We start from the raw sequence: 13,364 nt of genomic DNA, 5'->3' as shown, positions 1-13,364 counted from the left end.
CGCGGCATCGGCGATGCGACCATCAGGCGTCGTTCTGCGTCCGGCCAGCCGGGCCTGTACCCTACGAGCCCGCCCGAACGCGCTGAACGTAGTCGTCCAGCGCCTTGGTCACCCGGCGGCGCCAGACCAGCGCTTGCTGGGCGCCCAGCGGGTCGGCCATGTCGTAGCTGTCGGCGGGCACGGTATGACGGACCGCGGCAATCTGCGCGGCGCGATATTTCCGGTACGACGGATTACACTGCGCCTGTGCCCGCAGCGCGGCTTCGTGAGAGGTCAGATCACGCTGGTCGATGAAGGGCCGGACCGCGTTGCTCGCGCATGTCCAGTAATCGTTGTAGGCATCCTGAATCGGCGAAGACGGCTGCGAAGCGCAGCCGGCGAGCCCGGTCAGCATCGACGCTACCACCAGCGTTCGGCGCCACATGGCCTTCTCCGTTAAAGCAAAAACCGGATCGACGTCACTATACCGCGCGCCCGGCGCCGCGGCGGCGCCGAGTTGGTCACATGCCGCGCAGCTCGGCTTCATCATAGGATCGCGAGTCCCTGGCGCCTGTCTATTGCGTCTGTCGTCGCCTGGCCGAATCGAGCCTCTGCCTGCAAGCCATGCTGACTGCAGCAGGCTGTGCGCACCATCCTGCATCGGCGATCTGCCGAGCGCATTATCAAGGCACGCTGCCCTGCGCAGCGCTTCATTCACGCGCCCTTGGCCGCAGCCCAGGCCCGTTGCCGCGCGACACGATGCCGCGTTGCGGTCGCGATGCGTCGACAACCCTATCCAGCAACGCAATGCCGGATAGCGTAAATCCAGTCCGGCGGGCCGGGCGGACCGCTACGGCCCGCCGGCTCACGCGGCCTTCGATCGCCGCCCCGAAGGCGGCATCCGACAATCACTCAGAACGTGGCCCAGTCCGACTCCGATTCTGCCCCGGCCGCTGCTGCAACGGGCGCGGGCGCGGCGGATGCCGTCGTCGGCGAGGCGCGCCGTGCGGGCGCTCTTTCGACCGCCGACTCCTTCGCGGCGGCAGCCTCGGCGCCCCTATCGGCGGCCGGGCGACGCTCGGCCGCGGGCGCGGCGGGCTGCTTCGCGCTAGCCGTCTGCGCTGACCCGCCGGCGAGCCGGAAGAAACCCACCTCGGCGATCAACTCGCGCGCCCGCTCGCTCAGGGACCGGCTTGCCGCCGCCGATTCCTCAACCAGTGCCGCATTCTGTTGCGTCATGCCGTCCATCTGGGTGACCGCCTGGTTGACCTGCTCGATACCGCCCGTCTGTTCCTTGCTCGCGGCCGCGATCTCGGCGACGACGTCGCTGACCTGATTGATACTGCCCGTGATCTGGTTCAGCGTTTCACCGGAAAGCCCGACGTCGCGCGAGCCATCCGCCACTTTCGCCACGCTTTCGGCAACCAGCGCATTGATCTCCTTGGCCGCCGTGGCGCTGCGCGTCGCCAGATTGCGCACTTCCGAGGCCACCACCGCAAAACCGCGCCCCTGCTCGCCCGCGCGCGCCGCCTCCACCGAGGCATTGAGCGCCAGCAGATTGGTCTGGAAGGCAATATCGTCGATCAAGCTGATGTTCTCGGCGATTCGGCGGCTGACCGCATCGATCGCCTGCATCGACTCGACCGCCCGGCCGACCACGTCGGTGCCGGAATGTGCCTGGTCACGCACCGTCCGCGCCAGCTGATCGGCCTGGGCCGCATTGTCGGCATTCTGGCGCACGGTCGCGGTCATTTGTTCCATGGACGCCGCGGTTTCCTCGAGACTGGCGGACTGCTGCTGGGTTCGCGTGCTGAGCTCCTCATTGCCCGACGCGATTTCGCCGACCCCGCCCGAAACCGACTCGGCATGACCGCGCACGCGCTGCACCACGCGGGCCAGACGCTCACGCATCGCTTCGATGGCACCGATCATCGCGCCGAACTCGTCGCGGTAGGGGTTGTGAATGGCCACGCCGAGATCGCCGTCGGCGATCGCTTCGACGAAACCTCGGGCGGCATTGAGCGGGCGCATGATCATGCGCGCCAGCCAGATCATGGCAATCAGCGTGACCAACAATACCGCGCCACCGAAGCCCGCCATGCCCAGCCGGGCCAGATGCGCCACACGTTGTTCCTGCACGAAAGCCGCCGCAGCCGTCTTGTTCTCGAAGCCGGACAAGGTATCGAGTTGGTCATTGATCTGCGCGAGCGGTTGCCGCAACGATGTGCCATAGAACATGGCCGCGCCGAGTATGCCCTGGTCCTGGATGGTCCCGGCAAAACGCCCCAACGCGTCATCGATGCCGGCCAGCGTGGTCTGGGCTTTCTTTGCAGCCTTCGCCTCGTCGCCGCTGCCGGCCAGTGTTGGATAATATTGTCCCCAGGCGGTCTTCACCTGTTTGCGTACCCGGGCGATCTCGTCCGGCAGATTGTGCACATTGGCCGACTGCGCCGAGGAATTGAGCGCGACCTTGATGTCGCTTTTGAGGTCCGACAGCAGGGCCTGGGTACGGGCAATGGCCGTACTGGCGACCATATTGCTACGATAGATTTCGGTAGTGGCTTTATCCACCGTGGTAATCGACCACAGGGACACCGCGACCAGCACGGCGACCAGGACGAAGGTCAGCCCCAGACCCAGTCCGATCTTGGCTCGTACGCTCTTTCGGACATTCAGCATGCTGTGTTCCCCCCGCCTCGCTGCCGCTCGCCGATACCGGCGCTCGTTCTGCGCTTTCTATCGGCCGCGCGGGCTGAAACTTGAGCGCGCCGGCCTGGCCACGCGCCCGAGCACGCAGTTGCCCGCGACGGCCAAACCTGCTCTCATGCATGGCGCGAGGGACAATGCGGGCGGTTTCGACGCCGGGGCCGGTTCGATCGAATCATGTCCACGAGGTCCGACCTGATGCCCTATCGTTATGGCGTTTCGCGCGCTGTCCCCCTACTGGCGCTGTTGTTTGCCAGCGGTTGTGTCCCGGTGGCGCATCCGTCCCGCGTCACCGTATCCTCACTGGTGGGCCTGCAGACCGCAATCGACAATGCCCCGGCGGGCGAAACCATCATTCTCGCGCCCGGCGTTTATCGCCAGGCCCGGGCGATCCGGATTCGGGGCAAGCACCACCTCACCATCAGCGGCGCCACCCGCGACTATGCCGACACGGTCATCCGCGGGCCGGGCATCGACGATCCGAGCCTGCAGTCGAACGTCCGGCTGAACAACGCCGACGACATCACGCTGGAAAACCTGACGCTGCGCGACAGCTACGACCACGGCGTACAGATCAACAACGATTCCGATCGCTTCACCGCGGACAACCTGCGCACGCTCGACAACGGCGAATCCGGTTTCAAGATCACCAGCCCCACCCATGCCAGCGGCCCGGCCGCCTATTCCGATAACGGCACGATCGAGAATTGCTGGATCGGCTTCACCACGACCGGGCGTCGCAGCGTGGTCGAAGGCGTGGATATCGTGGCCGGCAATGGCTGGCATCTGCTCGGCAACCATTTCGTCAACATTCGTCGCGCCGACGGCGGCCCGGCGTACGCCGCGTTTGCCAAGGGCAACGCACACAAGACGGTATTCGCGGACAACGAGGTCGAGCACAGTTTCATCGGCCTGTCCTTCGGTGGCGGTGGCACCGACGACGCGTATTTCCGCAATGCCGACACGCGATACGAGACCCGGGGCGGTGTGATCCGGGACAACGTCATTCACGATACCGACGACGCCGGCATCTATCTCAACAAGGCCCACCATTTCCTGGTTCAGGGCAATACAGTGCTGCGCAACGGCCCCGGCACCGGCGCCATCGAATCCCGCTTTCCCGGAAGTAGCGGCGTCATCCGCGACAACCGGGTGAGCGGCCCGATCAAGACACGCGATGGCGGCACCGCCAGAACGGAACACAACCGGCAGGTGCCCGCCGATACCGCCGCACCGCATCCCAACGGGGTTTCCGACGAATAGCCGGCCGCGCGCTCGGTGGCCATCTTGAGTCCGCCGGGTGAATCGACCGCCTGGCGCACGGTACCGCGTTCGGCCCTGGTCGTGGCGACCAGGGCTGGAGCACAGGACGCGCCTATGCCATCGATCCAGGCGCGCCCGCCATCCCGTGGGCCGGCGGAACGAGTGCGCCGACGATCGGGCAAGCCATGTGCCGGCGCACGCGTGGCGGCAGACTCAGCCAGAATGTCCGGGTTACCGCCATGGCGTGACGGCCGTCATTGCCGACGCCGGGCGCGCCCATGCGCAGCACCAGTGCCGGCCGGGCCCGGTGGTCCGAATGATTTTGCGTTGCGCGATGAATAGCGAGCGGCGAACGCGCTGAAATATCGCCCGCCCGCGGGCACGGTCGCACGGCCAGTCGCGCGTAGCGGGCGTACTCGGAGCGCGCCGGAAACATTTCGTGCTCGAAGTCGGCACCGGATTCCCATTGGCTGCCCGGCACCACCTCGAACGCCCCCGTATCGGGCGCGCTATCCACGCAAGCGACGTCAAACGCCAATGACGTCAGGCGACGTTCGCGCCGCGTCGCGCGCGGGCTCGGACAATCGCGGTGCCAGGGCTGATCCGCGCTGCCCGACGAACGGTGATCGAGCCCCACGGCCATGATCCGGTAATCCGGACCCAACACCGCCGCCGACACCGCGCGCACCCACGGATGGTCGACCAGCGCCACGAACCCGCGCAGCACCTCCGGATGGATTTCTGCATAACCGCGCTGCGCGCCGCCGACACCGCCGTGCGCGCAGGCGTATGGCGCCGCGGCACCGGCGGCATCGATATCGGCCGCGAGTTCGGCCGCCCAAACACGTCCCAGCGCCTGCTTGTGTTCAAGCACGCCATCGCGATATAGCGCAGCGGCGACGGCATCCACCGCCGACATCGGGGCGCCGCGCCTATTCGAAAATGCTGTATCGACCATGTTTTCCAATGCTTTGTTTTATATTCTTTCCAATTTTTGCAACGTTGCAAATTCATCTTGCAATAGTATGCCCTAAAATTATCGATCATCGTGTTTGGGAGAAACGATTGAGCCGAATCACTTTGCGGGACGTGGCCGCCCAGGCCAACGTCTCGGTTCGCACCGTGTCCAATGTGGTCAACGACTTTCCCCACGTCGCAGCCGCCACGCGCCAGCGCGTGCAGGCCACGATCGCCGAGCTCGGCTACCGGCCGAACATTGCGGCACGCCAGCTCAGGCAGGGGCAGCGCCTGGTGATCAGCCTGGTGCTTCCGGAAATCGACTCCCCTTACTTTGCTGAAATCGCCGCGTATTTTGTGCGCTCGGCCGAACAACGCGACTGGACCGTGCACATCGAGCAGAGCGACGGCGAACTGGCCCGCGAGCGCGCGATGCTGGCCGGGACGCACGGACCCGGCGCCGACGGCATCGTATTCAGTCCATGGGCGATGAGCGCGGATGAAATCGAGCGCGGCCCTTCCGCGCCACCGGTCGTCATGCTCGGCGAGCGCCCCGGATTCGGGCTGCTCGATCGCGTCGTGGTGGACAATGTGGCCGCGGCGCGCGAGGCCACGGCCCATCTGCTGGCCGGCGGCCGGCGCCGCGTGGCAGCGATCGGCATCCAGCCGCACCTGGCGAACCAGACCGGGCGTCTACGTGCCGAGGGCTATCGCCAGGCGCTGACGGCAGCCGGCCTGACCCCGGATCCCGCGCTCGAGATGTCGGTCGAGCGACTCCATCATCCGGACGGCGCCCGGGCCATGCAGCAACTGCTTGCCAACGCCCCGGATGTGGATGCCGTGTTCTGCTTCACCGACCAGCTCGCGCTCGGTGCGATGCATACCCTGGCCGCCAGCGGGCGCTCGGTGCCAGGGGATGTCGCGGTGGTCGGCTTCGACAACATCGAGGCCGGGCGCTACAGCGTGCCGGCACTGTCGACCATCGCACCGGACAAGCCGCGCCTGGTGGCACTGGTGCTGGACTGCCTGGGCGATCGACTGGCCGATCATACGCTGCCCGCCCGCGAGCGTCGGGTGCCGCATCATCTGGAAATCCGGCAAAGCTCGGCCGCTTGAACGGCGCGACCGGGAGGCCGCGCGTCACGGCCGGGCCGCCCAGGCCCGTTCAAATCGATCGCCTACGCTTGCGCCTGGGTTACGGCGGCGACCACGCGGTCCCGGCCGGCGCGCTTGGCCTCGTAGACCGCGCGATCGGCGTCGGCGATGAGCCGGTCGAGATCAGCCGGCTGTTCCGCGCGATGAGTCGCGATACCGATGCTCACGGTGGACGTAATATGCTGGCCGCATGCGTTCATGCCACAGGGCGCCGCTCGGACCGCCTGCCGCATGCGTTCGGCCACCGCCACCGCCCGATCTGTATCGGTGTCCGAAAGCAGCACCACGAACTCCTCGCCGCCATAGCGCGCGATCAAGTCAACATCGCGCAGCACCTGGCGCAGCCGCACCACGACGTGGGTGAGCACCTGGTCGCCGAGTGCATGGCCATAGGCGTCGTTGATGGCCTTGAAGCGATCGATATCGATGAACAACAGGCTGGCCGTCCCGCCGCGTTCGTTCTGGCGGCTCAGTCGCACAGTCGCCTCGGCCATGAAGTGACGCCGGTTCGCCACCCGCGTCAGGCCATCGGTCACCGCCTGGACCTCGACCTGTTCGCGATAGCGAAACACCGTCCAGTACAGATACTCGAACATCAACAAAATGAGCATTACCGGCCCGATCACCAGGCCGACGTACGCCGCGTACACCCACCAATCAAGATCGGCCGAAACGCCGCAAGCACCGAGAACCGGCGGGAAGACCGCGATCAGCACTAGAACGGCCACGGAAAACGCCAGCGGCTGCACGAGGGTCAGAAACGGCATGAAAATAAAGAAGTAGAGGAAGCCGCCCATGCCGAAGGACGCGCCCTGATGGAGGACGCCGAGAATATGAACGAATGTCGCCTCGACGCCCAGCGGGCCCAGCATGGCGAGCACCCGTGCCATGGGCGCATGCACATTGCGCCAGCTTGCCAGCGCCCACAGCAGAACCAGGGCCGATTCCAGACACCGCAGCCAGATTACGCGCGGCGCATTCACCGGGTCGATCGCGAAGTCCCAGGCGATGGTCGTGATCATAAACAGCGCCGTGACGAGCAGCGTGCCGCGGGTGAATTCGGTAAAGTCGGCACGCTTGGCCGCCAGGTAGGTCGCGCCATGCGTCGTCGTCGCAAAAATGCGTGCGCTCTGAATCAGCTCGCCCCAACGCACGTCGTGTAAGGCCACGTCTACCCCCGTGTTCATCACTATGGCCCGTGCGTATCCGGGGCACCGGACCCTTAGCCCGAGTATACGCACGCACGGTTACAACGATAACCGCCGCGGGACGCGCGGCACGGGACAAGCGCGGCGTCTCAAGGTAGGCTTGGCCGCTTCGTTTCCAGGTTCTGCATCCCGATGGCCCATCCGAGCACCGCGCACCCCGCCTTCGATGCCCTGCTGTTCGACATGGACGGCACCGTTCTAACCTCGATCGCCGCCGCCGAGCGTGTCTGGACCCAATGGGCCAACCGCCACGGACTGGATGTCGCCGCCTTTTTGCCCACCATTCACGGCAAGCGGGCGATCGACAGCGTACGCGACAGCGGCCTGACGGATATCGACCCACAGGCCGAGGCCGAAGCCATACTCGAGGCCGAAATCGCGGATGTGGCGGGGATCGAGCCCATCACCGGCGCGGCCGACTTCCTGGGCGGGCTGCCGCGCGACCGCTGGGCGATCGTCACCTCGGCGTCGCGCCGCCTGGCCGAGCGCCGTATCGAGGCCGCCGGCCTGCCGCAACCCGATACCCTGGTCGCCGGCGACGACGTGACCCGCGGCAAGCCGGCCCCGGACGCCTTCCGACTTGGCGCCGAGCGTCTGGGCGTGAGCGCTGACCGTTGCCTGATCTTCGAGGACGCCATCGCCGGCGTGCAGGCCGCCGAAGCCGTCGGCGCCGCGGTAGTGGTGATTACGGCACTGCATTCGGCAGCGCGGGATACCGGGCATCCGAGCATCCTTGATTACCGCGGCGTGTCGTCGCAGGTGCAGAGCGACGGCCGGCTGCGCATCCATCTACCGTAGGCGCCGCACATGCCGGTACGTTGGATATTTGAAGGAGCCACTCGACTATGACGAAATTTAGAGCGCATCTGTTGTCGGATAAGGATAAATCCGAATGGCGCCCGTTGTTCGATGGCTACGCAGCCTTCTATAAGACGGATATGACTGATGCTATCGCTGACAGTGTTTGGGGATGGCTGCGCGATCCAGAGCACGTCCTGGAAGGTCTGCTGGTTCGGAACTCGGATGAGCGCGCGGTCGGGCTACTCCATTTCCGTTCTTGCCCGCGCCCTCTAAGTGGCCGCGACATGGGGTTTGCCGATGATATGTTTGTTTTACCCGAGGCAAGAGGCAGCGGTGCGGCAGACGCATTATTCGACCGACTCGGGTCGATAGCGGCCGAGCGTGATTGGCCTGTCGTACGTTGGGTTACACAGTATTACAACGAACGCGGGCGAGGGCTTTATGACCGCTATACGTCCGGTCCCAGCGACTTCATCATGTACCAGTGGGATCTGCGACCGAGGGGATAAGGAATCTATAGATTCGCTGCAGTTGACCGCCCGGCCTGGCCAGCTATCTGCGCATCGACCCAGCCAACGGCGTGATCGAGGTCGGGCATCTGCATTTCACCCACCGGCTGCGGCGCACGCCGGCCGCGACCAACGCCATCATGATGCGGCGAGCATTCGAACGCGGTTATTGCCGTTACGAACGGGAATACGGTGCCTGCATGCCCGTCAAGGCGCACTGACGAGCCGGCGGGATTCCAGTTCGAAGGCGTGTTACGCCGAGCGGTCGTCTACAACGGTCGCAGCCGCAATACCGCCTGGTTCTCGATCATCGATGGCGAATGGCCGGCGATCGCGGACCAAGAGTCCGTCCACGACCCACATTTTGCGGCCCGTGGTCTGATTCACTGGTTCCACCGAACGCGTCATTATTGAATCTTACGCCGGGACCAGTCGTCGTACAGACTGGCTGCGTCAATCCCATCGCTTGATGTCATGTCCGCCACTATCAATCGCCACGGCCAACCGATCGGCCCCGCCCTGCCCGACTGGCAGCCGCCAGCGGCGCCGTCGCGCGAGGCCATGATCGGGCGTTTTTGTCGTCTCGAAGCCCTGTCGCTGGCGCAGCACGCCGACGCCCTCTACGCCCGGATTGCCGAGGACGACGACCCCGCCGGCTGGACCTATCTGGGCTATGGGCCGTTCACCTGCATCGCCGACTATCGCGACTGGGTGGCTCGGATGGCTGCCGGCAACGACCCTTTATTCTTCGCGATCATCGATATCCAAAGCGAACGACCGGTCGGCGTCGCGAGCTATTTGCGCATCGACCCGGCCAACGGCATGATCGAGGTCGGGCATCTGCATTTCACCCACCGGCTGCGACGCACCCCGGCCGCCACCGAGGCGATGGCGTTGATGATGCGGCGGGCCTTCGAGCTCGGCTACCGCCGCTACGAATGGAAGTGCGATGCCCTGAACGCGCCGTCCCGGCGTGCGGCCGAGCGGCTCGGATTTCAGTTCGAGGGTGTCTTCCGGCAAGCCGTGGTTTACAACGGCCGCAGCCGCGATACCGCCTGGTTTTCGATCATCGATCGCGAATGGCCGGCCATCGACGCCGCACTCACGGCCTGGCTGGCACCCGATAACTTCGATGGCCGAGGGCGTCAGCACCAACCGTTGTCGATATTCATGCCGGCGCCCGCCGGCAAAGCGGCCACCTGAATATTCCGGCCCGCGCCGGTTCATGCGGCGTGCAGACAGGCGCGCTCAACATCACGAGACATCCCCCGATGCGGAGTAGCGATGTTGGCGCGTCGTTTTATCCTTGCCACGCTTGTCGCGCTGCTCGCGGGCTGCGCTCGTGGGCCCAGCCACAATGCCCTGCAGGCCGCGATCCAGAGCAACGCCCGTGCCGATCTGTCGCAGATGGATTCGCTTGCCAGTGCGCTTGGCGGTGACGCCGCCGTCCACCTGCTGCGCGCCCTCGGTTCACCCGATCCGAAGCAGGTACAGGTGAAACATGTCACCGTGCTGAAACAGCAGCGGCTGGACGACGGCGACTACGACATGCGCGTGCGCTACGACCTAGTTGTGATCTTTCAGTAGGTTGTTCATCCGAGCCGACCGCCCTGAAACTGATGGGTGTCGAATCCTTCAAGCTTCAGGAGTGACCCGGATGAACACCCACAAGAATGCGCGTTTGACCGTTCATGGTCGAGACCTGTTGGTCCGTCGAATCCTTCAACATGGTCAGCGCCCGGTCGAAGCGGCGCAGGCCATGGGCGTGAGCGCGCGGACCGCTTACAAGTGGCTGGCCCGATATCGCGAGCACGGTCAGTCCGGCTTGTATGAACGCAGTTCGCGACCGGCTCGTTGCCCCCATCGGCTATCCGAGGCAACCCGGCAGCGGATCGTGGCCTTGCGGCGTGAGCGGCGTATCTATCGCGCGATCAGTCGCGAACTGGGCGTGCCCGTGACCACGATCGCACGCGTGCTTCAGCGAGCCGGCCTGAACCGACTGTCCGCGCTGGATCCCGCGCCGCCGGTCAAGCGCTATACCCGCGAGGCACCCGGCGATCTGCTGCATCTCGATATCAAGAAGCTCGGCCGCTTCGAGCGCCCCGGTCACCGCGTGACCGGCAATCGACAAGCCGGACGTTCACGCGGCGCAGGCTGGGACCATGTCCACGTGGCCATCGACGATCACAGCCGCGTCAGTCACGCGACAATCTGGCCGGATGAAACGGGACCGAGTGCCGTTCGCGCCCTGATAGCCGCTTTGCGCTATTACCGGCACCTGGGCGTACGATTCGACCGCGTGCTGACCGATAACGGCGGCTGTTACAAGTCGGCTGTCTTCGCCAAGGCCTGTCGGCGACTCGGGCTCAAACACAAGAGGACACGGCCCTACCGGCCGCGCACCAACGGCAAAGCCGAGCGGCTGATCCAGACCGCGCTGCACGAATGGGCCTATGCTCGCGCCTATGACAATGCCGATCAGCGTGCCGCCCATCTGCCCCACTGGCTGCATGACTATAACTGGCATCGCCCCCATGCCAGTCTCGACTATCACACACCCATCAGCACCCTCGGCCTGAACAACCTGGTGGCTTTACACACCTAGTCACACCCAACGGCAGTGATACCGTCACCCGCGATCTGCTGCTCGAGCACAGCGACGACGGCCACTGGCGCGCCATCCCGCACGATCGCGACGACGCCTGACCGGGCACGACGACGGCCCGGGCGGCGCGCCTTCGAGGTCCGGCATGTCCGGAGCGTACCGGCCCCGGGCGGACGTTCGGCTTCAGTCGTGAGCGTCGAGCGTCAGCCGCCCCGGACGCGCATCGAGCGCGCCCAACCGGCCGCGCAGCAAGTCGGGGAAACGTTTGTACCAGGTCGCATTCAACGGTGAGGGGTGCGGCAGCGGATGGATGGTGAAGGTCTGGGAGGCGCCTGTTGCCGTCGCCAAATCCACGTCGATGGACGACTCGAAACGATCCTCGCGCTGCCAGAAGGCCTCGATACGCCGGCGCTGGTCCTTCGGCTGACCGATGCCGAACCAGAGAAAGGCCTCGCGCCCGAGCGTGATCAGCGAACGCCCCTGCCACTGCTCGATCAGCAACGTGTTCATCAGCGGCTGGAAGCGGCGCTTGACCTTCATCGACCAGGCCTTGTTGCCCACCGGCTTGTACGGCACCGTGTTGATCCAGAAAAACAACCGCCCCAGTTCCCGTGACGCCTCGAAATCCGGCATGTCTTTGGCGTACAGATGCCGGTAGATCGTCTTGCGCACGAGTTGGCCGCCGGCGCCGATGAAGGGCTCGCCGTGCTTGATCTCGTCTCGCCCCGGGTCGCGGCCGAAAAAACCGATCCGGGCATCGGCCCGGCCAAGCCCGATGATGGGCTCCAGCGGGTCCTTGTCGAACCGGGCGTAGGCCTCGGTATCGATACCTTGAGTGTCGGCGGCGAGTTCGCGAAACGCCTGGCGCTGTGACTGTTTCATCGCACTATTTCGGTACATTGACGCGCCGCAGGGCACACAAGGCGCGCACTATATCAGGCCACGGTTTCTGCGGCCTTCGTCGTCCCTGGCCCGGTCTGCGGCGTGCGGCCCGGCCGCACACGAACACTCGATGAATCACGCATCGCGGCGGGTACGAGGCGGATATTCAGCAGGCCGTCCGCCCGTCCCAATCGGTGATCGCCGGCGCCGCACCGGCCCGCGTCACCCGGTCGCGCCCTGCCGACTTGCTGGCATACAACGCCTGGTCCGCCCGGGCGATTGCGTCGTCCAGTGTTTCCCCGGGCGCCAGCGTGGTAACACCGAGCGAGACGGTACAGGCCACGTCCGTGTGCTCCGATGTCAACGGCTGGCCGACCACAGCCCGGCGTACGCGTTCGGCGAAGTGGAACGCCGCGTCGGCGTCGGTGTTCGGCAACAGAAAGAGAAATTCCTCGCCGCCCCAGCGGGCCACGGTGTCCGAGGCGCGGCAACACGCCAGAAACAGCGCGCTGACGTGAACCAGCATCTGGTCGCCGACGTCGTGCCCGAGCCCGTCGTTGATCTGCTTGAAATGATCGATGTCGACGAGCGCCAGTGACAACGGCGTGTCGTCGCGCCGGGCGCGGGCCATCTCGCCATCGGCGAGTGCGATCAGCTGGCGTCGGTTGAACAAACCGGTCAGCGCGTCGCACATGGCATGCTCGCGCAGACGCCCTTCGGTGCGACGCACCAGCAGATAATAGAAACGCGCGGTGTAACTCGCCATCGTGAAGAAGATGAATATATTAAAGACATTCACCAGCACCAGCGCCGTGTTATCGATCGGCGCGAGCGGGCCGAGCTCGCTGGAGGCCGCATGCAACCCGAGATAGGTCAGAAACAGGGTGCCCAGGGGCACGCCGACCCGGGGCCAGTCGCCGCTGACCATGATCGCCGGGATGAACATCAACAGGTAGTAATTGAAGCCGGCCTCCCAGCCGACCCACAGGGTGCCGATCACGGCATGGCCGACCACCTCCAGCCAGATCAGTGCCAGCGCCACACGATTCCGGCGCCAGACCAGCAGGCGATTGGCCGCGGCATAGAGACCGACGCTCAGCACGTTCAGCCACGCCAGTAACGGCGAGCCGGCCCACAGAAAGAAGCCGAAGAACACGATATCGACGCCGGCCGCCAGAATCGTGACCCGCCGCGTCATCATCCAGAACGCCGCATGCGCCGTGGTCCGACGCGCGTCCGTTGCCAGGCTCATCCCCGTTTTCCCCCCGTCAGCCAGCCACAGGTCCGATTGCCACACCG

General features: G+C 65.5%; 14 protein-coding genes. 8 read left to right on the top strand and 6 right to left on the bottom strand.

The window, feature by feature from the left end; genetic code table 11:
• Positions 1-61: 61 nt before the first annotated feature.
• Both SALB1_RS10040 and SALB1_RS10035 read right to left on the bottom strand, forming a co-directional pair.
• The gene (locus SALB1_RS10040; RefSeq protein WP_109993739.1) at positions 62-424 is read right to left on the bottom strand and encodes a hypothetical protein; all 363 of its coding nucleotides are present in this window, start codon (positions 422-424) and stop codon (positions 62-64) included.
• Between the two features lie 467 nt (positions 425-891).
• A complete protein-coding gene (locus SALB1_RS10035; RefSeq protein ID WP_109993738.1) occupies positions 892-2,658 on the bottom strand; it encodes a methyl-accepting chemotaxis protein in 1,767 nt (588 codons plus the stop codon).
• Positions 2,659-2,862: 204 nt separating this feature from the next.
• Between SALB1_RS10035 and SALB1_RS10030 the strand changes: the two genes are divergently transcribed.
• Entirely contained in the window at positions 2,863-3,948 is a 1,086-nt protein-coding gene (locus tag SALB1_RS10030; protein ID WP_109993737.1) for a nitrous oxide reductase family maturation protein NosD, read from the top strand.
• 112 nt (positions 3,949-4,060) lie between these two features.
• On the opposite strand, the gene SALB1_RS10025 is transcribed toward SALB1_RS10030, so the two are convergent.
• Positions 4,061-4,906: a phytanoyl-CoA dioxygenase family protein gene (locus SALB1_RS10025; protein ID WP_199678764.1), complete on the bottom strand. Its 846-nt coding sequence runs from the start codon at positions 4,904-4,906 to the stop codon at positions 4,061-4,063.
• Between the two features lie 107 nt (positions 4,907-5,013).
• Between SALB1_RS10025 and SALB1_RS10020 the strand changes: the two genes are divergently transcribed.
• Entirely contained in the window at positions 5,014-6,021 is a 1,008-nt protein-coding gene (locus SALB1_RS10020) for a LacI family DNA-binding transcriptional regulator (RefSeq protein ID WP_199678763.1), read from the top strand.
• A gap of 62 nt (positions 6,022-6,083) precedes the next feature.
• Here SALB1_RS10020 and SALB1_RS10015 read toward each other — a convergent pair whose 3' ends face one another.
• A complete protein-coding gene (locus SALB1_RS10015) occupies positions 6,084-7,247 on the bottom strand; it encodes a GGDEF domain-containing protein (protein WP_109993734.1) in 1,164 nt (387 codons plus the stop codon).
• Positions 7,248-7,400: 153 nt separating this feature from the next.
• On the opposite strand from SALB1_RS10015, the gene SALB1_RS10010 reads away from it, so the two are divergent.
• The 6 genes from SALB1_RS10010 (at position 7,401) to SALB1_RS09990 (ending at position 11,183) form a co-directional block, all read left to right on the top strand.
• Positions 7,401-8,066: an HAD-IA family hydrolase gene (locus tag SALB1_RS10010; RefSeq protein ID WP_109993733.1), complete on the top strand. Its 666-nt coding sequence runs from the start codon at positions 7,401-7,403 to the stop codon at positions 8,064-8,066.
• Between the two features lie 47 nt (positions 8,067-8,113).
• On the top strand, positions 8,114-8,578 hold the full coding sequence (locus SALB1_RS10005; RefSeq protein ID WP_109993732.1) for a GNAT family N-acetyltransferase: 465 nt from the start codon (positions 8,114-8,116) through the stop codon (positions 8,576-8,578).
• 71 nt (positions 8,579-8,649) lie between these two features.
• Positions 8,650-8,799, top strand: a complete 150-nt coding sequence (locus SALB1_RS19045; RefSeq protein WP_158590704.1) for a hypothetical protein — start codon at positions 8,650-8,652, stop codon at positions 8,797-8,799.
• Positions 8,800-9,052: 253 nt separating this feature from the next.
• Positions 9,053-9,781: a GNAT family N-acetyltransferase gene (locus SALB1_RS10000; RefSeq protein WP_109993731.1), complete on the top strand. Its 729-nt coding sequence runs from the start codon at positions 9,053-9,055 to the stop codon at positions 9,779-9,781.
• An 81-nt stretch (positions 9,782-9,862) separates the two neighbouring features.
• Positions 9,863-10,165: a hypothetical protein gene (locus SALB1_RS09995; protein WP_109993730.1), complete on the top strand. Its 303-nt coding sequence runs from the start codon at positions 9,863-9,865 to the stop codon at positions 10,163-10,165.
• Between the two features lie 70 nt (positions 10,166-10,235).
• A complete protein-coding gene (locus tag SALB1_RS09990; protein WP_109993729.1) occupies positions 10,236-11,183 on the top strand; it encodes an IS481 family transposase in 948 nt (315 codons plus the stop codon).
• A gap of 183 nt (positions 11,184-11,366) precedes the next feature.
• Here SALB1_RS09990 and SALB1_RS09985 read toward each other — a convergent pair whose 3' ends face one another.
• Positions 11,367-12,065 carry a uracil-DNA glycosylase family protein gene (locus SALB1_RS09985; RefSeq protein ID WP_109993728.1) on the bottom strand — a complete coding sequence of 233 codons (699 nt, stop codon included), beginning with the start codon at positions 12,063-12,065 and terminating at the stop codon, positions 11,367-11,369.
• Between the two features lie 166 nt (positions 12,066-12,231).
• Positions 12,232-13,317, bottom strand: a complete 1,086-nt coding sequence (locus tag SALB1_RS09980; protein ID WP_109993727.1) for a GGDEF domain-containing protein — start codon at positions 13,315-13,317, stop codon at positions 12,232-12,234.
• Between the last annotated feature and the right edge of the window lie 47 nt (positions 13,318-13,364).

This window comes from Salinisphaera sp. LB1, assembly GCF_003177035.1.
Taxonomy (GTDB): domain Bacteria; phylum Pseudomonadota; class Gammaproteobacteria; order Nevskiales; family Salinisphaeraceae; genus Salinisphaera.
The sequence above is the reverse complement of the archived record's forward strand: the minus strand, read 5'-3'. Positions and strand labels throughout refer to the sequence as shown.

What these genes read in the sequence shown, in the direction of transcription:
- SALB1_RS10040 (WP_109993739.1), bottom strand. Translation starts at nt 424, where the DNA reads ATGTGGCGCCGAACGCTGGTGGTAGCGTCGATGCTGACCGGGCTCGCC.
- SALB1_RS10035 (WP_109993738.1), bottom strand. Translation starts at nt 2,658, where the DNA reads ATGCTGAATGTCCGAAAGAGCGTACGAGCCAAGATCGGACTGGGTCTG.
- SALB1_RS10030 (WP_109993737.1), top strand. Translation starts at nt 2,863, where the DNA reads ATGTCCACGAGGTCCGACCTGATGCCCTATCGTTATGGCGTTTCGCGC.
- SALB1_RS10025 (WP_199678764.1), bottom strand. Translation starts at nt 4,906, where the DNA reads ATGGTCGATACAGCATTTTCGAATAGGCGCGGCGCCCCGATGTCGGCG.
- SALB1_RS10015 (WP_109993734.1), bottom strand. Translation starts at nt 7,247, where the DNA reads ATGAACACGGGGGTAGACGTGGCCTTACACGACGTGCGTTGGGGCGAG.
- SALB1_RS10010 (WP_109993733.1), top strand. Translation starts at nt 7,401, where the DNA reads ATGGCCCATCCGAGCACCGCGCACCCCGCCTTCGATGCCCTGCTGTTC.
- SALB1_RS10005 (WP_109993732.1), top strand. Translation starts at nt 8,114, where the DNA reads ATGACGAAATTTAGAGCGCATCTGTTGTCGGATAAGGATAAATCCGAA.
- SALB1_RS10000 (WP_109993731.1), top strand. Translation starts at nt 9,053, where the DNA reads ATGTCCGCCACTATCAATCGCCACGGCCAACCGATCGGCCCCGCCCTG.
- SALB1_RS09995 (WP_109993730.1), top strand. Translation starts at nt 9,863, where the DNA reads ATGTTGGCGCGTCGTTTTATCCTTGCCACGCTTGTCGCGCTGCTCGCG.
- SALB1_RS09990 (WP_109993729.1), top strand. Translation starts at nt 10,236, where the DNA reads ATGAACACCCACAAGAATGCGCGTTTGACCGTTCATGGTCGAGACCTG.
- SALB1_RS09985 (WP_109993728.1), bottom strand. Translation starts at nt 12,065, where the DNA reads ATGAAACAGTCACAGCGCCAGGCGTTTCGCGAACTCGCCGCCGACACT.
- SALB1_RS09980 (WP_109993727.1), bottom strand. Translation starts at nt 13,317, where the DNA reads ATGAGCCTGGCAACGGACGCGCGTCGGACCACGGCGCATGCGGCGTTC.